Here is a 22,426-nt window from a genome sequence, read left to right as displayed (position 1 = left end):
CTACCAGGCGTGCAGCGCGTTATCTGGAAAAGCGCCTGCCTTCACGGCGCGCACATAGGCCTCCATCGCGCCACGCACGCTGCCCGCGTCTTGCATAAAGTTGTGTACAAACTTAGCCATCTTGCCCAAGTTCATGCCCAACATGTCGTGCAACACCAGCACCTGCCCGGCTGTGCCATTGCCAGCACCAATGCCAATGGTGTGGCAATGCGTGAGTTCTTGCGTCAGTTCGGTCGCCAACTCGGCAGGCACCATCTCCAGCACCACCATGGTGGCACCTGCATCCTGCAATTCGTGGGCATGGCGACGCAAGGTTTGGGCAGCTTGCTCGCTTTTGCCCTGCACCCGGTAGCCACCCAGCGCATGCACCGTCTGGGGTGTCAAACCCAGATGGGCACAAACCGGAATGCCACGCTCTACCAAAAAGCGTACGGTTTCGGTCGTCCAGCCACCGCCTTCGAGTTTGACCATGTGGGCACCCGCATGCATCAGCGCCGAGGCGCTGCGCATGGCCTGCTCTTTGGATTCGTGGTAGCTGCCAAAGGGCAAATCGCTCACCACCCAGGCCGTGCCTTGTACGCGGCGCAAACCACGGGCCACGCTGTCGGTGTGGTAGATCATGGTCTCTAGCGTCACGCCCACGGTGCTGGCCAGCCCCTGGCACACCATGCCAAGCGAATCACCCACCAGCAGGCACTCCACGCCTGCTGCGTCAGCCACGGCGGCAAAGGTGGCATCGTAGGCAGTCAGCATGGTGATTTTGTCACCAGCCTCGCGCATCTGTTGCAGGCGTGGCAAGCTCACCGGGCGGCGCTGGGGCAGCGGCGAGGCGGGAGGTAAGGTGCCATAAGGTGTGGCAGTGGTAGAAGCAGGCATGGCGGTGTGTGTCATCAGGGGCCAACTCGCAAAGTCCATGAAAGGCGCGCAGTGTAGCCCCCTGCGGTGTCATAGGCACAGCATAGGCGACAAAGCCGCTATGCTTGGCGGCCATGACATACCTCAACGATGAAACCCGCCAAGTGCTGCACAGCCAAGTTTTGCTGGATGTAGCCCGGGCCTTGCAGGAAGATGTAGGCACCGGAGACCTGACCGCCGCCTTGGTGCCTGCCGAGCGCCGCAGCCGTGGCCGTATTCTGGCCCGTGAAGCCGCCGTGATTTGTGGCGCCCCGTGGGCCGAGGCCGCTTTTCGTGCGCTCGACCCTACCGTACAACTGCACTGGTGCGTGGCTGAAGGCCAACGTTGCGCCCCCGATACTGTGGTGCTGGAATTCGAGGGCTACGCCCGCGCTCTGCTCAGCGCCGAGCGTACCGCCCTCAACTTTCTGCAACTGCTGTCGGCTGTAGCCACCAAGACGGCCACCTATGTAGAGGCCGTGCAGGGCACCCGCGCACACATTGTGGATACGCGCAAAACCATTCCGGGCCTACGGCTGGCACAAAAATATGCGGTGCGGGTGGGGGGTGGCACCAACCACCGCATTGGCCTGCATGATGCCGTGCTGATCAAGGAAAACCACATTGCGGCCGCCGGTGGCGTCACTGCTGTGTTGCGCGCTACACAGCAGGTGGCGGCACGGGCTCAATTTATCGAGATCGAAGTAGAAACCTTGGCGCAACTCGAAGAAGCCTTGGCGGCAGGGGCGCAAATGGTACTGCTGGACAATATGCCCCCCACCCAATTGCACGAGGCGGTGCGCCTCAATGCTGGCCGGGCCATCTTAGAAATCTCTGGCGGCGTTACCCTAGAGAGCCTGCGCGCACTGGCCGAGACTGGCGTTGACCGCATCTCCATTGGCGGCCTGACCAAAGATGTCAAGGCTATTGATTTTTCTATGCGTTTGCAGGAGCTTGCATGACCACCGCCCAAGCCCTTAAAGACGTTGAATACGAGCAACCCACCGAAGGTGCTGTCTGTGCCACCAAACATGCTTGGGCGCGGGTGCCCGCCGAGCCAGCAGCAGCAGAGCGCGCTGCACTGAAAGACAAAATCCGCCGCCTGCTTAAAGAAAAGAATGCGGTGATGGTGTCGCACTACTATGTACACCCCGATCTGCAAGACTTGGCCGAAGAGACCGGCGGCATCGTCAGCGACTCGCTGGAAATGGCCCGCTTTGGCCGCGACCATGCCGCGCAAACGCTGGTGGTATCGGGCGTACGCTTCATGGGCGAGACCGCCAAGATCTTGTCGCCCGAAAAAACCATCCTGATGCCCGATCTGGATGCCACCTGCTCACTCGATTTGGGCTGCCCGGTAGACGAGTTCAGCGCCTTTTGTGATGCCCACCCCGACCGCACCGTGGTGGTCTACGCCAACACCAGCGCCGCCGTCAAAGCCCGCTCCGACTGGCTAGTCACCTCAAGCTGTGCGCTCGACATCGTGCGCGAACTCAAGGCACAGGGCCACAAGATTCTGTGGGCCCCTGATCGCCATCTGGGCGACTACATCCGCCGAGAAACCGGTGCCGACATGGTGTTCTGGAATGGCGCCTGCATCGTCCACGACGAGTTCAAGGCATTTGAACTGCAAGACCTGAAACAACAACACCCCCAAGCCAAAATACTGGTGCATCCCGAGTCACCCGCCGAAGTGGTGGCCCTGGCCGATGCCGTAGGCTCGACTTCGGCGATCTTGCACGCGGCCAAAACGATGGACGCCCAAGAGTTCATCGTAGCCACCGACAACGGCATGATGCACAAGCTGCGCACACTCAACCCCGGCAAGGTCTTCTACGAAGCGCCCACGGCAGGCAACAGTGCCACCTGCAAAAGCTGCGCCCATTGCCCTTGGATGGCCATGAACAGTTTGGCAGGGGTGGTGCAGGTGCTAGAGAACAGCAGCAATGCCATTGAGGTAGACCCCGCCTTGATCCCACGCGCGCGCCTGCCCATTGACCGGATGCTGGCCTTTACGGCGGCACTCAAGAGCGGCCAGCCCACGGCAGGGCTGGTGCCAAACATTGGCGCGGCCTGATACCGCCCACGCAAAAAAACAGGCAAACCGGCCACAGCGCCCACCTCGCTGCAGGGTTTGCCTGTCATCCTCCACCATCACCGTCTCGCCTACGGTGATAGTGGACGGCCATCACACCACAGTGCTCTTAAAAAGAGTGGCGCAAACCCAGCATGTAGCCTGTGGTGGTTACGCCAGCGGCCACAGGGGTGCCATACACCAACGCTTGGTTCATCGTCCCTTTGTTCTTGACATGGCCTGCTTGGAGATAAGCCGTTGTTCGCTTGCTCAAGCTGTAATCCATACCAACGGCCAACAGATCAGACTGGTTGGCACTATTGTTCTTGTCTTTGATATGGTAGTAACCAGTGAGCAAACGCAGGGCCGGCGAAAAGGTATAGCCCACACCCACACTCCAGGTGTCGTAATTGCTGTTGCCTGCCGTACTGCCCAAGGCAGGACTGGCCGCATTGACCACGCCCATCCCTGCGGGAACGCCTGAGGGATTCTTGGCATTCATAAAACCAGCCCCCACGCTGAACTGGCCCCATGCATATTTGGCCCCCAGATGGGTCACACGGTTATTGACCTTGCCCGTGGCATTGGTGGGCAAGGTGTAGCTATCGGCTGCGTTGTAATACACCGCCGACAGACGCAGGCCCGCACCGTTGTTGTAAAGCATCGTGATGGCATCACGGGCGCCTGCACGGGCGCTGCCGTCGATATTGCCAAAGGTATGCTGATAATTGACGGTGACGCCGCCCATGTTGGGCAAGGTATAAACCACGGAGCTGTCGTCATACACCGTGGACAACGGCACATTGGTGGTGGTGCCTGCCCAGCCCGCCGAGCTGTTCATGCCCACCATAGCACCCAAAATACTGCCGAAATACCGCCCCTCGCGCGGGTCCGTAAAGGCCACTGCATAGTACAGAGGGCTGATTTGACGCCCCATCTTCACTTCACCCCAGCCACCGGACATGCCCAACATGGCAACTTGGTTGAATGCCGCCGAGGTACGGGGAGCCACTGCACCACTGATGGGGTTGGATGCCCCCGTGGCCAGACTGATATTGCCCTGCAACTGGAAATTCGCCTTCAAGCCCCCACCAAGGTCTTCACTGCCCCGAATGCCCCAGTTGCTTGCGCCAATGCCACCGTCCTGAAACTTGGTCAGATGGCCCTTATCTGCCGTTGCGCCTGGGATAGTGGTGGAATAACCCTGTGCCGAACTGTTCTGGCTCAAAATACCACCATCCAAAGTGCCATAGAGCGTCACGGAAGACTGTGCCAAAGCACTGCCCGCCAGCAACCCCAGCACAGCGGCGGGAATCAGTTTGTATTTCATCGTGTCTCCTCGTAATGTCTGGCATCGGGGCACTGCCGATGCCGGTGCTCGCCAACCGTGGGTCAGCATTCTTATGGGCACCATGCGTACACGCTGGGCGTTGCCACCGTGCCCATGCCCCCAGTGCCGGGGCGGCGTCACGAGCAGCCCTGCACAAAAGCAGCAGGCCTGCTCGGTATCAAACCCGTTCAAAGATGGCAGCAATGCCCTGCCCACCACCAATGCACATCGTCACCAGCGCATAACGGCCTTGGATACGTTGCAACTCATGCACTGCCTTGACTGTGATCAGCGCACCCGTGGCCCCAATCGGGTGCCCCAACGAGATGCCAGAACCATTGGGGTTCACCTTGGCAGGGTCTAGCCCCAAATCCCGGCTGACGGCACAAGCCTGTGCCGCAAACGCCTCATTGGCCTCGATGATGTCCAGATCGTTGACGGTCAGCCCCGCCTTGTTCAAAGCCAATTGCGTAGCAGGCACTGGGCCAATACCCATGTATTTCGGGTCGACACCGGCATGTGCGTAAGCCACCAGCCGCGCCAAAGGCTTGAGACCGCGTGCCTGTGCTGTTTTGGCCTCCATCAGCACCACGGCCGCCGCCGCATCATTGATACCCGAGGCATTGCCCGCTGTGACCGTGCCGTTTTCCTTGAGAAACACCGGCTTGAGCTTGGCTAAATCATCCATCGTGGCCTGGGGACGAAAATGCTCGTCGACGGCAAAGGCCACCTCGCCCTTTTTGCTCTTGAGCATCACCGGAACAATCTGGTCTTTGAAATAACCCGCCTCGATGGCCCGTTGCGCCCGATTGTGGCTCTGCACGGCCAAACGATCTTGCTCTTCGCGCGAGATGCCCCATCGGGCAGCAATGTTCTCAGCCGTTACGCCCATGTGGATTTTGTGGAACGGATCGTGCAGTGCATTGATCATCATGTCCACCATCTGGGTGTCGCCCATGCGCGCACCCCAGCGGGCATTCAGGCTGGCATAGGGAGCACGGCTCATGTTTTCTGCACCCGCACCAATGGCAATGTCTGCATCCCCCAACAAAATGCTCTGACTGGCAGAAATGATGGCTTGCAAACCAGAGCCACACAGGCGGTTGACGTTAAAAGCAGGCGTGCCTTCGGCACAACCGCCCTCGATGGCCGCCACGCGCGAGAGGTACATATCGCGTGGCTCGGTGTTGACCACATGACCAAACACCACATGGCCTACATCCTTGCCTTCGGTGTGGGCACGGGCCAAGGACTCTTTGACCACCAATGCCCCCAGCTGGGTGGTGGGGATATCTTTGAGGCTGCCACCAAACGTACCAATGGCGGTACGGACGGCGCTCACAACAACAACGTCACGAGACATGGGAAAACTCCAGAACAAAGGAAAAAAGAGCCAACAACATCAGGCGGCAACCAAAGCATCCAGCAAAGTGAGCGCCTGCGGCCAAGGGCCAAACCCAGACGCTGGGTTGATATGCCCCAGTGCCCCTACTTCCACAAAACGGCTACCCCAGTCCTTCGCAAACCCTTGGGCGCGCTCCAACGCACACAAGGGATCGTTGCTACTGGCAGCCAGCACGCTGCGAAAAGGCAAGGGATTACGGGGAATCGGCGTCCAACCACTGGCCGCCAGTTGTGCCACGGTGGGGTAGCCTGCGGGCATGGGAGACTCAACATCGGCAGGCGCCACCAACAAAGCGCCCAAAATGGAACGGTGGTACTTCTGTGCCCACTGAACAGTAATCATCACGCCGGCACTGTGGGCCACCAAGACCACCGGCCCCTCAATGGCGGCCAACGCCTTTTGCAAGGTATCTACACGGGCATCACGGCTGAGTTTGTCGTGCTCCAACGGTGGCACACAGCGGGCGCCAGGAATCTCTTTTTGCAACAGGGTCTGCCAATGTTCCTCCACATGGTCGCGCAGACCGGGAACGAATAAAACGGTGGTAGCAATACTCATGGGTTTTCTCAGTGTCTGTAAGAGGTAAAGGCTTACTTCTGCATGGCCTGAATGCGCTGTAGATCGTTGGTGTAGTGGCGCTTGCCATAGGCAAAAACAAACACGGCAGCAATCGATATCAGGGGGACGTAAGAGAGGGCGACCTGCAAACTACCCATGTGGTCAGACAACATGCCCGTGACAAACGCGCCCGGTGCAAAACCCACCAAGTTGTTGACCAACGTCATGGTGGCAAAGGCTGTGGCATGAATCGACGGATGTGTCAGATTGGCGACCATTGCACCCACTGGGCCTGTCACGGAGGCCACCGTCAACATGCCCAATGCCATCAGCAGCATTTGCTGTGGGCCCACGGGCTGTTGGAAAGCCAACAACAAGAACATGGCCGACAGTGCCGAGTAAATGATGGCCATCGTCCATTTGCGCTCGGGATGGTTACGACACAGCCGATCCGTAATGGCACCACAAACAGACATCCCCACCGACAACACCAGCAACAAACCCGCAGCCGTGACACCGGCCTTCTGGGCGTCGTAGTGGTAGAAACGATTGAAGTAACTCGGCAGCCAGGCCAGAATTGCACCAAAAATGAAAAGTTGCAGGCCACTGCCAAAGTAGGCGGCCAACACCGACCGGCTCGAGACCAAAGCCATGAAAGTCGCTTTGACACCCAGACGCGATGGGGTTGGGCCCTGGCGCTCAGTGCCTTGCACCGCCGACGCAGGCCGCAGCTTTTTCTCACGCACGATGAGCATATAAAGAACAACCAGCACCAAGCCAAAGCCAGCCATGGCCGCAAAGGCCGGACGCCAACCCAATTGCTTGGCAATGGCACCGCCAAGGGCCATCCCAAGTACCGACCCCACGGGGCCACCGGCCATGAACGAGGCCGTGAGGGAAGAGCGCATCCGGGCCGGAAAGGCGGCCAAAATCACCGCCAGCCCCACCGATCCATAAGCGGCCTCACCCACCCCAATACAGAAACGGGCGATAAACATCTGCTCATAATTGGCCGCCAACGCACACCCGGCCGTAGCCACACTCCAGAGCAAGGCCATGAGCGTGATGCTATTGACCCGCCCCCAACGATCGGCAATCAGTGACAGGGGGAACGTCAGCGTGCCCACCAGCAGGGCCACAATGCTGTTGAGCGATGCCAACTGCGTATCGCTCAATGCCCACTCGGCCTTCAGCAGCGGAAAGACGGCATTGAGCACCTGCCGCGACATGTAATCTGACAGCATTAACCCAAAGGTCAAGGCAAAAATGATCCAAGCATAGCCCCGTGAAACGGCTGGCTCCTGAATCTCAGTCTCCGTAGTTATAGTATATGCAGCCATGTTCTGTCTTATTGCAATGTTGCCGCTTTGAATGAACAGAGAATGATTAGAGCATGCCAAAATAACTCTAAAAACACCCCTGAGATGAACAGACGACCCCAAATAGAAAACAAAAGCCTTGAACTATCAATCCATCAGTGGCTTCTAAACTATTCGTCGCCTTCTCGGCCTGATCATTTATTTCCGTCTCAAAAATAAATGATCAGGTCACTTTCATCAATTTTTATCTTCGATCTAACAATGCGGGAGGCCATCACCTCCCGCAAATGCCTCTTTAGGCTACATAACCAGTAAAGCCCTTTTGGCCTGGCTGGCGATTGGGGGCAAAACCGTTTTTCGCCAAGGTCTCGTCAGCGTTCTTGTAGAAGGTGCCAATCTTGTAGATCTCGCGGGCCTCTTTGGCTGTAGCCACTGGACGACCACACTCCTTCGCCATACGCACCAATTGCTCAATTTGCTCCACCGAAGTCATCTTGCGTGAACGGTCTTGCGTCCAGATGTTGTCTTCAATGCCACAACGCACATGCAGACCCATCGCCATTGCCATCATGTTCAGCGGCAGCACATTGAGCATGGAGGTCTCCAGCGTCAAAACGGCACCATCGGGCACGGCACGGACAAAATTAGCCAGGTTGTAGAGGTTGGGGGCATCAAAGCCACCACCAATCGCCACCCAAGTCAAGATCAGAGGCACATTGCACACGCCCCGGCGCATCATGCGCTCCACGGTTTCCAGTTGGGTGATGTTGGCCAATTGGAAATGGGTCTGGATGCCCTTGTCCGACAGGCGGCGGATATGCTCCTCCACCCAGGCTGGGCCTGCCGGAATGGTCATCTCGCTGTAAGCACGGTAGCCTTCTGGCGTGCCCAAGCTGGTGCCTGCCACATCGGCGGGGCACATTTGCTCGACCACATTCATCTGGTTGGTGTTGATTGCAATGGTCACTTGGTCGGGCGCAGGGTCTAACTCTGCCAGCATGTGACGGGTGTCGTCTGACAACCATTTAGCCACAGCACCATCGCCTTCTGGCGCAAACGAGATGGAGCCGCCCACCTGCAAAATCATGTCAGGCACACGGGCACGAATGCCCGCCAGCAGTTCATTGAACTTGGACAGACGTTTGGAGCCTTTGCCGTCGAGTTCACGCACATGCACATGCAATACGGTGGCACCAGCGTTGTAGCAATCCACTGCCTTCTGAATCTGATCTTCCATGCTCACAGGAATATCTTCCGGGAAGTCAGCGGGCATCCACTCAGGGCCATAGGGGGCTGCGGTAATCACCAATTTTTGCTGATTTTCTGGGAACAGCGATCCGTCGAGAAAGTTCATAAATGTCTCCTGAATAAAATAGGGATAACGAAAGGAAGAAAATTAAAAAGGCTTATCACCAATGATGGCTGCACGCTCCATCTTGCGATGGCAAGGGGAGTAATCCATCACCGCATAATGCTGGGTGCTACGGTTATCCCAAATTGCCATACTGAAAGGCTTCCAGCGCCAACGCACTTGATACTCTGGATTAAAGGCTTGGTTAATAAGGTATTGCAACAAATCGCCACCGGCCATGTTGTAGTCCTGTCCATAACGCACCCGTTTGGCCGTGTGGTAATTGACAAAATGGGTCGTAAAGGCATTCACAAAGAGCACCTTTTCCCGCGTTTCGGGATGGGTACGCACCACGGGATGCTCGGCATCGGGGTACTGTGCCTTCATCGCCAGTCGCTTTTCCTGTGGCATGGCAGCGGCAAACGAGGCATTGAAGCTGTGGCTGGCCCACAGGTCGGCAATGTCGTCCTTGATGGCTTGGGGCAACTTGTCATAGGCCAATGCCATGTTGGCCCACATGGTGTCCCCCCCTACGGGCGGGCATTCAATGCAGCGCAGCACGCAGCCCAAGGCCGGTGTTTCGCGCCAGGTGCCATCGGTATGCCAGGCGTTCTCGTAGCGATCCATCGGGCTGTCTGGGCTCTTGTAGATCTGAACCAAACCGGGGGCTTCTGGGTGGCTAGGGGCCATCGGATGGTCTTCCAACTGGCCCAGGCGCCGCGCAAAGGCCATGTGGTCTTGGCGCGAGAGCCTGTCGAGCGTTTGGTCTCGCAAGAACAAGACCTTATGCTGCAACAAGGCTGCGTAGATCTCTTTGAACAGCCCATCATCGCGCACGGCATCGCCGAGGTTGACGTCTACCAACTCTGCGCCAATGGCGCAGGTCATCGGTTCGATACGCATAGGAATGTCTCCTGGTAAAAGACTCAGATCACAAAAATGGAAGATCCGGTGGTTTTGCGCGCTTCCAGATCTCGGTGGGCCTGCACGGCGTCTTGCAAGGCATAACGTTGGTTGATTTCGATCTGGATGCGTCCGGCAGCCACATGCCCAAAAATCTCGTTGGCGAGTTCGGCCTTTTCGGCAGGATCGGCGATGTAGTCGGCCAAGGCTGGACGGGTGATGTACAGCGAGCCTTTCATTGCCAGAATCTGCGGATCAAACGGTGGAATGGTGCCCGAGGCTGTGCCCACACACACCATTAGCCCCCGGCGCTTGAGCGAGTCCAACGAGGCCATAAAAGTGTTTTTGCCCACGCTGTCAAACACCACATTCACGCCCACGCCATTGGTCAGTTCGCGCACGCGCTGGGCCACATCTTCATGGCTGTAGTTGATGGTGTGGTCGCAGCCGTGGGCCTTGGCTACGGCGGCCTTTTCTTCACTGGAGACGGTGCCAATCACCGTCAGGCCCAGCAATTTGGCCCATTGCGACACAATCAGCCCCACGCCACCGGCTGCCGCGTGCAACAGCACCGTATCGCCAGACTGGAACGGATAGATGCGGCGCATCAAATAGGCGGCGGTGAGGCCACGCATCGTCATGGCGGCAGCGGTCTCGCTGCTGATGCCCGCAGGAATGTGGATCAGGGGTGCGGCAGGCACCAAACGCTCGGTGCTGTAAGCACCCAACGTATTCAGAAAGCCGGTGTAGGTCACGCGGTCGCCCACGGCTACGTGGCTAACGTCTGGCCCTACGGCCTCCACCACCCCAGCAGCTTCCACACCAATGCCATTGGGCATAGGAATGGGGTAGGTGCCGTTGCGGAAATAGGTATCGGCATAGTTCAGACCCACGGCTTCGTGGCGCAAACGCACCTGACCCGGCCTCGGATCACCCACTTGCACCGCTTCATACTGCATTACTTCCGGGCCACCGGCCTGGTACATCCGCACTGCATACGCCATTTCTTTGTCTCCATATATCAAGGACAGTGGAGTCAGACTGTAGGGATGGGCTGCCCGCGGCGCTTTGCATCCAATGCCCAAGATTTAGCATTTCGTGCCAGAATCGGGTAAACACCAAGAGTTCATGCCATGGCCACACTGATCCGCTCAGCGGCACTGACCAAGTTCTTCGATATCGCCCGCGAAGTGGGCCTGCCACCGCAGGCTGCCTTGCAAAAAGCAGGGTTGACCAAAGCCCTGCTGGACAACCCAGACCAACGCATCCCCTCACGCTCGGCTTTGGTGCTACTGGAAGCAGCCGCGGCTCTGTCGGGTTGTCAATCTTTTGGCTTGCGCATGGCCCAAGCACGGCAACTGGCCGACTTTGGTGTGGTTAGCCTGCTCATCAGCCACCAGCCCACCTTGCGGGCCGCACTGGCCACCACCGTGCAATACCGCCATTTGCTCAATGAGTCACTGGCCATGCAAATTGAGGAGGTAGGACAAACCGCCATCGTGCGCCAAGAAATCGTGGCGGGCATCCATTCACGCCAGGCCACCGAGTTAGCCATTGGCGTACTGTTTCGGCTGTGCAGCAATTTACTGACCGACGGCTGGCGACCCAACAGCGTCAATTTCACCCATTCCCCGCCCAACGATCTGACACTGCACCGGCGCTTTTTTGATTGCCGTCTTGAATTTGGCAGTGAATTCAATGGCTTTGTGTTCAATGCCCGCGATCTGGATGCACCGCGTGCCTCCGCCGTGCCTGCCATGGCTGAATATGCCCGCCGGTTTTTGGAGTTTCTGCCACGCATCGAAACCAACACGCTGGTGGACGAGGTGCGCAAAGCTATTTATTTGTTGGTGCCCATGGGCCGGGCCAATATCCAACATGTTGCGCAAAGTCTGGGCCTGAGTGTGCGCAGCTTGCAGCGCCAACTTGATGCCGAACACACCAGTTTCAGCACATTGCTACACGAAGCGCGTAGCGAGTTGGCACAACGCTACCTGCGCAACCCACACTACAGCCTAACCCGCATCTCTGAGCTGCTGGGGTACAGCACTCCCAGCGCCTTCACCCGTTGGTTTCATACCAGTTTTGGCTTAGCCCCTATCCTCTGGCGGAGCCATCCCCCCAGCACCAACGGCCTCTTGTCTGCTGCGCCAGACGGTGACGCTGCAACCGAACTGGGTGCGAAACCAGTGCGCAAAGGCACTCGGACTGGAAAAGCCTAACAGGCCCGAAATTTCAGTCAATGGCAAGCCATTTTCTCGAATCTGGCGCAGCGCCAGCTCGGCCCGCACTTCATTGAGCAATTCAGAAAAGCAAACCCCTTCCTTAGCCAGATGGCGGTGGATGGTGCGCCTGTCCACATGCAAGTGGGCGGCTACTTGCTGGGCCGTACAGCGCCCGCCTGGCAACAAAGCGGCAATCAAATGGCACACCGTCTCGCGGGCGCTGTGCCCCCGGTCGTGCAATGCCCGCTCTAAATAGTCGCGTGCAAACCGGGCAATGCCCGGATCACTGCGGTGCAGCGGAAGCAGCAAATCTTGGGCACGGCACACAATACCGTTGTAATCTTGGTTAAACGCCACCACCGGGCCAAAGAAGGCCGAATGTCCACTGGGGTCGCGTGGGGGCCGGTGGGCAAAACACACTTGTAGCGGCTTCCAATGGTCGCCCAGCAGTTCTTGCAAAATGCGGAACATCACCCCCACGGCCAACTCCATGACCTGCCGCGCCAAAAACGTGGGCTGCACCAGCATCTCTTCACGGATAGTGACGGTGTCCTCCGTCTCGTCAATATGGGTGATCAGCAACGCATTGAGCAAGCGCAGATAACGGCACAAGGTGTTGAGTGCTTGGCGCGGCGTAGGCTCATCTTTCAGAATCAAGCTGATGGGCCCCAAGCTGGCAAAACTGCGCTGCACCACCATGCGCAGTGCAAAATCTTCCCGGCCACAAGCTTGGGCACTGCGCTCCAACAATTCACGCACCGCCTCGGCAGCCACCAGCGTTTCTGGGTTTTCTAGGCAACGGGTGGGCAAGCCGACCTGGCGCATCATTGCAGCGGCATCCAGCCCGCAGGACTGGGCCACCTCCAGATAACCATTGAGACTGGCACTGCGCACCACACGCATCGTGGAGATCATGGTTCATGTCCCAATTTCAACAAAGAATGTCCCAGATTATCAAACAAGCAGGGGCCGGTCTTTTTTACCATGTGCTACCGACAAGCAGTCAGCACAGAACTGCCGTCTGGAACCTATAAACATACATCAGGAGACACACATGCCCACTCGCCGCCGTTTCTGGTGCGCCACCCTTGGCACCCCCTTGCTGGCCTTGAGTTGCAGCTTGGCCCATGCTTGGACTGACAAACCCGTGACCATGCTGGTTCCAGCCCCCGCAGGCGGCAGCATGGATGTGATGGCCCGAATTCTGGCCGACCAGCTCAGCCAAGAACTGGGCAAAGCGGTGGTGGTGGACAACAAACCCGGTGCCGGCGGTGCCATTGCTGCCAACGCGCTCAAGAGTGCCGCCGCCGATGGTCAGACCGTGATGTTTACTGCCAACAACATCCTGACCGAAATCCCCCATGTGATGCGCACCAGCTTCAAGCCACTGAGCGATGTAAAGCCAGTGGCCGCAGTGGCCAAAACAGGCATGGTGATGGTGGCCGCCCCCACGCTGGAACCCAAAACTCTCAAGGGATTCATCAGCTACGCCAAGACCCATGCAGGCCAACTCAGTTTTGCCTCCTACAGCTCTGGTACCAGCTCGCACTATGCAGGCATGATCTTCAACCAGAAAGCTGGGTTGGATTTGCAACATATTCCATTTGCAGGCTCCCCTCCAGCCCTGAGTCAGGTGATGGGCGGCCAGATCGCCATCATGTTCGATGGCATCGTCACCTCGCGCGCCATGATCACTGCGGGCAAGCTGCAAGCCTACGGCGTGGCCAGCAAAACGCGTTCGCCGTTGCTGCCCGATGTACCTACCCTGTCAGAACAAGGCTTTGCCGACCTCAACTTTTCTAACTGGCTGGGTGTGGTAGTAGCCAGCAGTGTGCCCGCAGACACCGTAGAGCGGATGCACGCCACCCTCACCAAGGCAGCTACCGCAGCCAAAGTGCGTGAGCGCATGCAGCAAGCGGGCTATGAGCCGGTGCCCTCGCAAACCCCCAAAGAACTGGGCCAGTCGCTACAACAAGACTATGAACGCAATGCCGCCATCGTGAAGGCATTCCATATCCAGCTCAACCCCTGAACGCTGGCTGCGGCACGCTGTCACGACAGCACCTGCCCCCCCACTGCCCCGACCTGTTCTACGCCCTCTCTGTGCAGGGAGGCGGGGGGCTGTTTTTTCCTTTTTGACTGCTTTTGAACCAGAAAGAGCCTTTTGCGATGTACGGCCAAATGATGCACCAACCTTTGTTGATCTCCTCTCTGCTGCGCCATGCCGAACGGCACCACAGCGAGCAATGGATCGTCTCCCGCCGTGTGGAAGGAGATATCCACCGTTATACCTACAAAGATATGGCCGCCCGTGCGCGGCAATTAGCCCAAGCCTTGCAACGCCTGGGCCTGACCCCAGGCCAGCGGGTGGCCTCACTGGCTTGGAACAGCTATCGCCACCTGGAGTTGTATTACGGTGCCTCAGGCTCCGGACTGGTGCTGCACACCCTGAACCCCCGCCTGCACCCCGATCAAATGGCGTGGATCGCTCAAGACGCCGATGCACAGGTGCTGTGCTTTGACCTGACTTTCCTGCCACTGCTCGAAGGCGCTGCCCACCAATTCAGCCACATCCGGCATTTTGTGCTCATGACCGACCGGGCACACATGCCACAGCACACATCGCTGCCGCACTTGCTGTGCTACGAAGACCTGCTGGCTGCCGAGACCGGGCTGTACGACTGGCCCCTGCTGGATGAGCAGGCCGCCTCCTCGCTGTGCTACACCAGCGGCACCACCGGCAACCCCAAGGGCGTACTCTACAGCCACCGCTCCACGGTACTGCACAGCCTTGCATCGGCGTTGCCAGATGCCTTCAACCTCTCCGCACGCGATGCCATCTTGCCCGTGGTGCCGATGTTCCACGTCAACGCATGGGGCTTGCCCTATTCAGCCTGCATGGTCGGGGCCAAACTGGTGTTTCCGGGCCCGGCGCTGGATGGCAAGTCGCTGTATGAACTGTTTGAAGCCGAAGGCGTGACGATGGCCGCTGGCGTGCCTACCGTTTGGCAGGGGCTGCTCCACCATGTGCAATCGCAGCAATTGCGCTTTAGCACCATGAAGCGTACCGTGATTGGCGGCTCGGCCTGCCCCCCAGTGATGATCAACACCTTTGAGGAGCAATACGGCGTGCAGGTGATCCACGCTTGGGGTATGACTGAACTGAGCCCTATGGGCACAGTTTGTACGCTCAAGAACGAGCAACAAGGTTGGCCACTAGAGCAACGCCGTGCCATCCAAAACAAACAAGGCCGCTCGATTTTTGGCATTGACATGAAAATCATTAATGCCGAAGGAGAGGAGTTGCCCTGGGATGGGGTGACTGCCGGTGAACTGATGGTCAGCGGCCACTGGGTGGTAGACAGCTATATCCATGGTCAGCACAGTGCCACGGTAGCCGATAGACAAGGGCGCTCGTGGTTCCCCACCGGCGATGTGGCCACCATCGACCCCCAAGGCTTTATGAACATCACCGACCGCAGCAAGGATGTCATCAAATCGGGCGGCGAGTGGATCAGCTCCATTGACCTCGAAAACATAGCCATGTCGCACCCGGCTGTAGCCATGGCCGCTTGCATTGCCGCCCGCCACCCCAAATGGGATGAACGCCCGCTGCTACTGGTGAGCATCAAACCGGGCGCAGAACTTGACAAAGACACCCTATTGGCCTTCTACGGCGACAAGATTGCCAAGTGGTGGACGCCAGACGATGTGATCTTTATCGATGCCATCCCGCTGGGGGCCACCGGCAAGATGCTCAAGCACCGTCTGCGCGAACAATACCAAAACCACTTGATCGACCAAGGTCTGCAATGAGCCTCTCTTTGCCCCCCCATTGGGCGCCCCTGTGGCCGGGTCTGATGCTTTCGGCCATCATCGCGGTGGCCGCTCTGTATCTGGCCGAACACTACGGCGCACCAGTCATGCTGTTTGCCCTGTTGCTGGGCATGGCCGTCAACTTTCTGTCCACCGAAGGCCGCTGCAAGCCCGGCATTGAGTTTGCAGCACGGCAAATCTTGCGCGCTGGCGTGGCCCTGCTGGGGCTGAAGATCACGGCCGGACAGGTGCAAGCCATGGGCTGGCAGCCGGTAGCCATGGTGGTGCTGTCTGTGGCAGTCACTATTGCGTTTGGCATTCTGGCCGCCAAGCTGATGGGGTTTCAGAAGTTCTTTGGCTTGCTCAGTGGGGGTGCCGTAGCCATTTGCGGTGCCTCGGCGGCTTTGGCTATCTCGGCGGCCTTTCCGCAACACCCGCAGAAAGAACGAGCCACCCTGTTCACGGTCATTGGCGTCAGCACCCTGTCCACCATCGCCATGGTGCTCTACCCGATAGTGGTACGTGCTTTGGGGCTAAACGATTTGGAGGCAGGGCTTTTTTTGGGCGGCACCATCCATGATGTAGCACAGGTGGTGGGGGCCGGTTACAGCATCAGCAACCCTGCGGGTGATGCCGCTACGGTGGTCAAACTGATGCGCGTTGCCATGCTGGTGCCGGTGATTGTGTTGGCCGTTTGGATGACGCGCCAGCACATGCTGCGCCAACGCGAACAAAATACCCCCGATGACGGCATTACCTTGAGTGACAGTGGCGCCCGCCCACCATTGCTGCCTTGGTTTGCCGTGGGCTTCATTGTTTTGGTGGTGGTCAACAGCACCGGCTGGTTGCCGACCTGGATGGTCAGTGGCGGCAACGAAGTGTCGCGCATGTTTTTGGTCACGGCGATGGTCGCCATCGGTATGAAAACCCACCTGAAAGACATTTTGACCGTGGGCTGGAAGCCCGTGGCGCTGATGGTGTTGCAGACCCTGTTTTTGGCCGTGCTGTTTTTTGGTCTGATGCTGATCCACCGGCATTGGTCTGGCATCTAAGCGAGCACTAACCAACGCCAGCACCCGATAAAACCATGCGTCTCTCCGATTATTCCATTTCTAGCCGCCTGACTGCCGCTTTTATGCTGGTAGCTTCGCTGGGGGGTCTTCTGGGCATTTTTGCCGTTTACAACATGGGGCAACTAGATGCCGCTGACACCGCCTTGTATGAACGCGATACCCTGGGGCTATCGTTGGCCAAAGAGGCTAATGTGCAACGCTATGTGGGGGTAGTGGCGCTGCGTGATGCCATTCTGGCCACCACGGTTGCCGAACGGGCGCAGGCGCTGGAGCGTATGCAGCAATGGCGCGCCAAGAGCATCGACCTAATAGAACAAGCCCGCCAAAAAGCGATGGATGGGCCCACCACAGAAGCTATCCGCAAGGTGGAACAAGCTTGGGCTGCCGATGAGCAAAGCGTGCAAGAAATGCTCAAGCAACTACAAACCGCAGAACTGCATGCCAACAGCCCCATACTGCAATATCTGCACCGCCATGCCATGCCACGCAGCATGCAGGTGGGTCAGTCTATGTTTGAACTGACCGAACACTTTGAACGCAATGCCAAACAAGTCTCTGACAACAATACGGTGCTGTACGAGCGCAGCCGCAATATCACTTTGGCTTTGGCTGCCTTGTGTGTGCTATTAGGCATCGCGCTGGGGGTGCTGATCAGCCGCAGTGTCACTGCACCGCTGGCCCAGGCCGTGGCCGCTGTGCGCAGCATGAGCACCGGAGACATGCGCATGGCGCTGCATCCACAGGGCCAAGATGAAGTGGCCCACATGCTCCATGCGTTAGAACAAATGCGCCAGCAACTACAGGCCATCGTGGTGCAAGTGCGCCAAGGCAGTGGTGCAGTGGCCAGCGCCAGCACCCAAATTGCCCAGGGCAACCAAGACTTGAGCGCCCGCACCGAAAGCCAGGCCAGTGCCTTAGAACAAACCGCCGCCAGCATGGAAGAGCTGAGTGCCACCGTGCGCCACAACGCAGACAACACCCAACAGGCCAACCAACTGGTGCAAAGCGCCGCCACAGTAGCTACCCAGGGAGGGCAAGCCGTCACGGAAGTGGTATCTACCATGAAAGACATCAGTGATGCCAGCCGCAGAATGGCCGACATCATCGGCGTGATTGACGGCATTGCCTTTCAGACCAATATTTTGGCGCTCAATGCAGCCGTAGAAGCGGCCAGAGCAGGAGAGCAAGGGCGTGGTTTTGCCGTGGTGGCCAGCGAGGTTCGTCATCTGGCACAACGCAGCGCCACCGCCGCCAAAGAAATCAAAGCGTTGATCACCGAAAACATCGACCGTGTAGGACAAGGCAACACGTTGGCCGAGCGGGCCGGGCACACCATAGACGAGGTCGTGACGCATATCTACCGTGTTAAGGGTCTGATGGGAGAGATCAGTACCGCCACCACCGAACAAAGCACCGGCATGGCCCAAATCGGCGAGGCCGTAGTGCAAATGGACCAAGCCACCCAGCAAAACGCTGCCTTAGTCGAAGAGATGGCAGCTGCGGCAGACAGCTTACGCCTACAAGCCCAAGATTTGGTACACGCCGTCGCGGTCTTTCAAACCGACCCAAGTGACGCGGCCCCCTTCACTGAAAGCGTCTCCCAGCCCACTCGCTTGCCTGTCTAAGCCGTCTTTACCTGCCGCCGCAGCCATGTGACGCCATACCGGCACACGGATCAGTGCACCTTGGTGCTCATGGATGGTGCCTGATCTCCGCGTTGTCTTCATATTTTCAGCCCCCAGTGCAGCCTATCGGCTGCACTCTTTGCCTCCCAGTCATTGGTGCTAGGGCTTCTCTGAGCATTTAGCGATTGGGCAACCTTCTAACAACATGGGCACAAGGGCGTCACACATGACGCTGCCGGTTTGATTGGCTCCATCTACGGGGGTTTTCTTTTTTAGTTTGCTTTCAAAAGGTTGATCATGCGCAACAACCAGCCTGTCACTGGGCAACTTTATGAGTTTTCGGCTGATACCACTCTGATGTCCACCACCGACACTCGGGGCCGCATTGTGTATGCCAATGCAGCCTTTGTGGATGTGAGTGGCTTCACACGCACAGAATTGCAAGGCCAGCCGCACAACATCGTGCGCCACCCCGAGATGCCCCCAGAAGCATTTGCCGATATGTGGCACACGCTGCGTGCTGGTCAACCGTGGACGGGCCTGGTTAAAAACCGCCGCAAAAATGGCGACCATTACTGGGTTCGGGCCAATACCGTGCCGATCGTGCGCAACGGCCAGCAGACAGGATACATGTCGGTGCGTACCCCTGCCCTAGCCACCGACAGTGCCGCTGCCGAGCAGTTCTACCAACACCTGCGCACCGGCACTACACGCCAGCAAAAACTGCACAAAGGCATTCTGGTGTATTCCGGCCTCAAAGCGGTGCTCAGTTGGGGCCGCACAATGGGGGTGCGAACCCGCATCCGGCTGCTGATTGGCAGCATGGCACTGCTCAGTGTGGGCGGCGCTTTCGCCATCCGCACTCTAGGGGGCGAAGGTGGGATGGTGCTGTTGTGGATATTGCTGCTGGCAGGCTGCATTGGTCTACTGCTAGAGCAACACATTGCCAAACCGCTGGAACAAGTGCAGGCAATGGCACTGAACGTAGCCACCGGTGCCAACCACATGCCTGCCCACATCGACCGCGTCGATGAAATCGGCATGACTTTACGCACCGTCAGCCAATTGGGCCAGATGTTTCGTTGGCTGATTGACGATGTTGCCAGCCAAGCCACCTCTGTGCAACACGCCGTGCGTGAAATTGCCCAAGGCAATGTGGACTTGAGCCACCGCACAGAGCAAGCGGCCCACCATGTGGCACAAACCAGTGCCTTGATGGCACAAATCACAGAGAGCGTACACCACAGTGCCCAAACCGCTGTGCAAGCACAGGAAATGGCGGGCGGCGCCACACAATCGGCACACCACGGCAGCCACACCATGCAGCAGGTGATTGCCACCATGCAGACCATCAGCCAGTCCTCGCACCAGATTGCCGACATCACCAGCCTAATCGATGGCATTGCCTTTCAGACCAACATTCTAGCGCTCAATGCCGCCGTGGAGGCCGCCCGCGCAGGAGAGCAAGGACGGGGTTTTGCCGTGGTGGCCGATGAAGTACGCACGCTGGCCCAGCGCAGTGCCCAAGCCGCCAAAGAGATCAAGGCGCTGATTGACAACAGCACCCACCAAGTAGAGACTGGCACCCAATTGGTCGATGCCGCTGGACAAGCCATGTCCGACATCCAACATCGCGTTCAACAAGTGTCAAGCATGATTGAAACCATCAGTGCCTCAGCCCAGAGCCAAAGCACCAAGATCGTGCAGATCAATGATGCGTTGGCGCGTTTTGATGCCATCACTCAGCAAAACGCCGCTCTAGTAGAACAAGCAGCGGCAGCCTCCGCCTGCCTGCACGACCAAAGCACGCATCTGGCCGAAGCCGTGCAAGTCTTTCGCTGAGAACACCCACAGTCTCTCTCCCTTGTTTGCCTGCCATCGCCAGCCCTGCCCATGACTAACACCCCTGATGCATCACCCTCCCCCTCCTCGTCGGGAACCTTGCGCAACAACCTCATAGCCTTCTTTTTAGCCCACCGCAACCACAGTCGGCGCAGCATTGCCTGGATCATCAGTTGCCTGATCTGGGGCAGCATTGCGTTGTTGTCTTTCCAAACGTGGTCAGACTATCGTGCCCAAGAGCAAAACGCCTATAAGCATCTGTCGGACACGTCCCGACAAATTGAACGCGGCATCGTCGACCTTTTTGCCACCAACCGTTCCATTTCGAATGCCATCCATGAAGCCGTTCGGCGCAACCAACACAGCCGCTCCAGTTGCCCCTTGGTTTGCCAAGATGAGCTCAAATCCATCCGCCGCCTCTACAACGAACTCACCCCCGGCATTGAGCTGCTGCTGCTCGACGTCACAGGCAAAGCCGTTGCAGAAACCGACCCGGATCTGGTGAACCGCTTGGTGGGTCTGCCAGAAATCATCGATCAATTCAAAGCACGGGGCGGCATCCAAGCAGATGTTCGTTTTGCACGCACGCTCTCCCACGCCCCAGCCTTCATGATCAGCCGGGCCATCCGTTCGCCAGCTGGCGACTTACAGGCCATTGCCATATTGCTAGAGCCGTTGTCGGTCTTAGACGCGGTGTTTGACGTTCCCCTGTTAGGCGAAGGCCGCAATGTCACATTGCTCGATGCCAAGAACACCCTGTTGGTCAGAAAACCCACGCCATTGACCGTCAATATCGGGCAGCAACTCGAACCTATGGATTACTCCCATGCTGGCCCCGGTGCGGGTAGTTTTTGGATCAGGTCGCCGATAGACCGCGTCCAGCGCCTGACTATCAAACGCAGTTTGCCCTATGCCCTGACCTCCGGCGAGCTCATCCTGTTGGTAGGTCTGAGCCCAGCCGACTATTTGGGGGGATGGGTGTTCAGTACCATTGTCAACGGGGGCTTGATTTTATTACTGATTACTGCTTGGCTATGGGGTCTAAACACCATGCGTACAGCCATAGAAATCCAAGAACGCTTAGAGATTAATGCCCACGTCACCCGCAAAGTATTGATGGAGCTTCCCATTCCCATAGTGATTGTCAACCGTAACACCCATGTGATTGTGCGCAGCAATACTGCCATGATCGAATGCTTTGGTGCTTTGGCAGGAGAAGAGCAGCCGCTCGACCGTCTATTCAAAGATATTGATATTTTTGAAGACTGGTCACGGGCCGCAACCCCCATCACCCTTGTAGAGCTGATGACGCGCGCCGGAAAGATACATGCAGAAGTTCACTGCACTAATGTGGCCGAACTGGACGCCTATGCTGAACCTTGCCTATTGCTGGTGATTGTAGATGTCAGTGATCGCGTAGAACGTGAACACCATTTAAAAACCGAAGCCTTTACCGATCCACTCACTGGTTTAGCCAACCGCAGAAAATTTTCGTTGGAATCTAAAAATCTGATTGCAGAGGCCCATCACCAAGGCCATGATTTTTCTATTATTTCTATCGATCTAGACCATTTCAAACATGTCAACGATGAATATGGTCATGATGTCGGTGATCAAGTACTGATAGCGACTGCCAAAACAATTCAATTGATGTCCAGAGATCAAGATATTCCTGCCCGCATGGGAGGGGAAGAATTTTCTGTATTGCTACCCCAATCTGGCCTAGAAGAAGCGCGTATGCTTGCCGAAAGAATAAGGCATACCATGGCTACAACACCTATTCCGCTAGCCAATGGCAAAATTCTGCATGTAACGGCCAGTTTGGGCATAGCCACTTGGCAAGAAGGAGAGCAAGACATTCAAAATGCACTCAAACGTGCTGATGAAGCATTGTATCGCGCCAAAGAGTGCGGACGCAATCGTGTCATGGACTAAGGGGAATCATTCTATTCACCATAGCTGGCTAGCTGGATAGATCGGTATCAATCCAGCAGTAGCAATAGTCAAAAAA

17 protein-coding genes and 1 pseudogene are annotated in these 22,426 nt (G+C 57.5%); 9 read left to right on the top strand and 9 right to left on the bottom strand.

All coding sequences use genetic code 11. From position 1 onward, the window contains the following. Nucleotides 1–876, bottom strand: a complete 876-nt coding sequence (panB, locus tag ACFO6X_RS11755) for a 3-methyl-2-oxobutanoate hydroxymethyltransferase (RefSeq protein ID WP_382433238.1) — start codon at nt 874–876, stop codon at nt 1–3. Between the two features lie 113 nt (nt 877–989). On the opposite strand from panB, the gene nadC reads away from it, so the two are divergent. Beyond that, on the top strand, nt 990–1,856 hold the full coding sequence (gene nadC, locus ACFO6X_RS11750) for a carboxylating nicotinate-nucleotide diphosphorylase (RefSeq protein ID WP_382433235.1): 867 nt from the start codon (nt 990–992) through the stop codon (nt 1,854–1,856). Next, on the top strand, nt 1,853–2,971 hold the full coding sequence (nadA, locus tag ACFO6X_RS11745) for a quinolinate synthase NadA (protein WP_382433233.1): 1,119 nt from the start codon (nt 1,853–1,855) through the stop codon (nt 2,969–2,971). The genes nadC and nadA overlap by 4 nt, the downstream gene beginning before the upstream one ends. 127 nt (nt 2,972–3,098) lie before the next feature. Here nadA and ACFO6X_RS11740 read toward each other — a convergent pair whose 3' ends face one another. The 7 genes from ACFO6X_RS11740 to ACFO6X_RS11710 form a co-directional block, all read right to left on the bottom strand. Further along, nucleotides 3,099–4,298: a porin gene (locus ACFO6X_RS11740; protein ID WP_382433231.1), complete on the bottom strand. Its 1,200-nt coding sequence runs from the start codon at nt 4,296–4,298 to the stop codon at nt 3,099–3,101. A 178-nt stretch (nt 4,299–4,476) separates the two neighbouring features. After that, on the bottom strand, nt 4,477–5,661 hold the full coding sequence (gene bktB / locus ACFO6X_RS11735; protein ID WP_382433229.1) for a beta-ketothiolase BktB: 1,185 nt from the start codon (nt 5,659–5,661) through the stop codon (nt 4,477–4,479). A gap of 39 nt (nt 5,662–5,700) precedes the next feature. Next, on the bottom strand, nt 5,701–6,261 hold the full coding sequence (locus ACFO6X_RS11730; RefSeq protein ID WP_382433227.1) for an RBBP9/YdeN family alpha/beta hydrolase: 561 nt from the start codon (nt 6,259–6,261) through the stop codon (nt 5,701–5,703). Nucleotides 6,262–6,293: 32 nt separating this feature from the next. After that, entirely contained in the window at nt 6,294–7,601 is a 1,308-nt protein-coding gene (locus tag ACFO6X_RS11725; RefSeq protein WP_382433225.1) for an MFS transporter, read from the bottom strand. 274 nt (nt 7,602–7,875) lie between these two features. Beyond that, complete coding sequence (locus ACFO6X_RS11720; protein ID WP_382433223.1) at nt 7,876–8,934, bottom strand: beta-keto acid cleavage family enzyme; 1,059 nt, start codon at nt 8,932–8,934, stop codon at nt 7,876–7,878. 42 nt (nt 8,935–8,976) lie between these two features. Next, complete coding sequence (locus ACFO6X_RS11715) at nt 8,977–9,834, bottom strand: TauD/TfdA dioxygenase family protein (RefSeq protein WP_382433221.1); 858 nt, start codon at nt 9,832–9,834, stop codon at nt 8,977–8,979. A 23-nt stretch (nt 9,835–9,857) separates the two neighbouring features. Further along, a complete protein-coding gene (locus ACFO6X_RS11710; protein ID WP_382433219.1) occupies nt 9,858–10,838 on the bottom strand; it encodes a quinone oxidoreductase family protein in 981 nt (326 codons plus the stop codon). 129 nt (nt 10,839–10,967) lie between these two features. Between ACFO6X_RS11710 and ACFO6X_RS11705 the strand changes: the two are divergent. After that, nucleotides 10,968–11,885: pseudogene (locus ACFO6X_RS11705) on the top strand (AraC family transcriptional regulator); the annotation flags it as partial. 39 nt (nt 11,886–11,924) lie between these two features. Here ACFO6X_RS11705 and ACFO6X_RS11700 read toward each other — a convergent pair. After that, nucleotides 11,925–12,974 (bottom strand): AraC family transcriptional regulator, encoded by a 1,050-nt coding sequence (locus tag ACFO6X_RS11700; RefSeq protein WP_382433217.1) that lies wholly within the window; start codon nt 12,972–12,974, stop codon nt 11,925–11,927. A 139-nt stretch (nt 12,975–13,113) separates the two neighbouring features. Here ACFO6X_RS11700 and ACFO6X_RS11695 point away from each other — a divergent pair, with 139 nt between their 5' ends. From ACFO6X_RS11695 to ACFO6X_RS11665, 6 genes are all read left to right on the top strand, one after another. After that, complete coding sequence (locus ACFO6X_RS11695) at nt 13,114–14,091, top strand: Bug family tripartite tricarboxylate transporter substrate binding protein (protein WP_382433215.1); 978 nt, start codon at nt 13,114–13,116, stop codon at nt 14,089–14,091. 137 nt (nt 14,092–14,228) lie between these two features. Then, nucleotides 14,229–15,875 (top strand): 3-(methylthio)propionyl-CoA ligase, encoded by a 1,647-nt coding sequence (locus ACFO6X_RS11690; RefSeq protein WP_382433301.1) that lies wholly within the window; start codon nt 14,229–14,231, stop codon nt 15,873–15,875. Continuing rightward, nucleotides 15,872–16,927, top strand: a complete 1,056-nt coding sequence (locus ACFO6X_RS11685; RefSeq protein ID WP_382433213.1) for a YeiH family protein — start codon at nt 15,872–15,874, stop codon at nt 16,925–16,927. Before ACFO6X_RS11690 ends, ACFO6X_RS11685 begins: the two co-directional genes overlap by 4 nt. A gap of 35 nt (nt 16,928–16,962) precedes the next feature. Continuing rightward, nucleotides 16,963–18,573: a methyl-accepting chemotaxis protein gene (locus tag ACFO6X_RS15855; protein ID WP_417398468.1), complete on the top strand. Its 1,611-nt coding sequence runs from the start codon at nt 16,963–16,965 to the stop codon at nt 18,571–18,573. 297 nt (nt 18,574–18,870) lie between these two features. Beyond that, nucleotides 18,871–20,415: a methyl-accepting chemotaxis protein gene (locus tag ACFO6X_RS11670; protein WP_382433211.1), complete on the top strand. Its 1,545-nt coding sequence runs from the start codon at nt 18,871–18,873 to the stop codon at nt 20,413–20,415. A 51-nt stretch (nt 20,416–20,466) separates the two neighbouring features. Next, nucleotides 20,467–22,350, top strand: a complete 1,884-nt coding sequence (locus ACFO6X_RS11665) for a sensor domain-containing diguanylate cyclase (protein WP_382433209.1) — start codon at nt 20,467–20,469, stop codon at nt 22,348–22,350. The last annotated feature ends 76 nt before the right edge of the window (nt 22,351–22,426 follow it).

The organism is Giesbergeria sinuosa (assembly GCF_042652905.1).
Taxonomy (GTDB): domain Bacteria; phylum Pseudomonadota; class Gammaproteobacteria; order Burkholderiales; family Burkholderiaceae_C; genus Simplicispira; species Simplicispira sinuosa.
This window is presented reverse-complemented; position numbering and strand designations above follow the sequence as displayed.

Coding starts and splice junctions, on each gene's coding strand:
- ACFO6X_RS11725 (WP_382433225.1), bottom strand. CDS start 7,601: ATGGCTGCATATACTATAACTACGGAGACTGAGATTCAGGAGCCAGCC.
- ACFO6X_RS11710 (WP_382433219.1), bottom strand. CDS start 10,838: ATGGCGTATGCAGTGCGGATGTACCAGGCCGGTGGCCCGGAAGTAATG.
- panB (WP_382433238.1), bottom strand. CDS start 876: ATGCCTGCTTCTACCACTGCCACACCTTATGGCACCTTACCTCCCGCC.
- ACFO6X_RS11700 (WP_382433217.1), bottom strand. CDS start 12,974: ATGATCTCCACGATGCGTGTGGTGCGCAGTGCCAGTCTCAATGGTTAT.
- ACFO6X_RS11740 (WP_382433231.1), bottom strand. CDS start 4,298: ATGAAATACAAACTGATTCCCGCCGCTGTGCTGGGGTTGCTGGCGGGC.
- bktB (WP_382433229.1), bottom strand. CDS start 5,661: ATGTCTCGTGACGTTGTTGTTGTGAGCGCCGTCCGTACCGCCATTGGT.
- nadC (WP_382433235.1), top strand. CDS start 990: ATGACATACCTCAACGATGAAACCCGCCAAGTGCTGCACAGCCAAGTT.
- ACFO6X_RS15855 (WP_417398468.1), top strand. CDS start 16,963: ATGCGTCTCTCCGATTATTCCATTTCTAGCCGCCTGACTGCCGCTTTT.
- nadA (WP_382433233.1), top strand. CDS start 1,853: ATGACCACCGCCCAAGCCCTTAAAGACGTTGAATACGAGCAACCCACC.
- ACFO6X_RS11730 (WP_382433227.1), bottom strand. CDS start 6,261: ATGAGTATTGCTACCACCGTTTTATTCGTTCCCGGTCTGCGCGACCAT.
- ACFO6X_RS11695 (WP_382433215.1), top strand. CDS start 13,114: ATGCCCACTCGCCGCCGTTTCTGGTGCGCCACCCTTGGCACCCCCTTG.
- ACFO6X_RS11720 (WP_382433223.1), bottom strand. CDS start 8,934: ATGAACTTTCTCGACGGATCGCTGTTCCCAGAAAATCAGCAAAAATTG.
- ACFO6X_RS11690 (WP_382433301.1), top strand. CDS start 14,229: ATGTACGGCCAAATGATGCACCAACCTTTGTTGATCTCCTCTCTGCTG.
- ACFO6X_RS11665 (WP_382433209.1), top strand. CDS start 20,467: ATGACTAACACCCCTGATGCATCACCCTCCCCCTCCTCGTCGGGAACC.
- ACFO6X_RS11685 (WP_382433213.1), top strand. CDS start 15,872: ATGAGCCTCTCTTTGCCCCCCCATTGGGCGCCCCTGTGGCCGGGTCTG.
- ACFO6X_RS11670 (WP_382433211.1), top strand. CDS start 18,871: ATGCGCAACAACCAGCCTGTCACTGGGCAACTTTATGAGTTTTCGGCT.
- ACFO6X_RS11715 (WP_382433221.1), bottom strand. CDS start 9,834: ATGCGTATCGAACCGATGACCTGCGCCATTGGCGCAGAGTTGGTAGAC.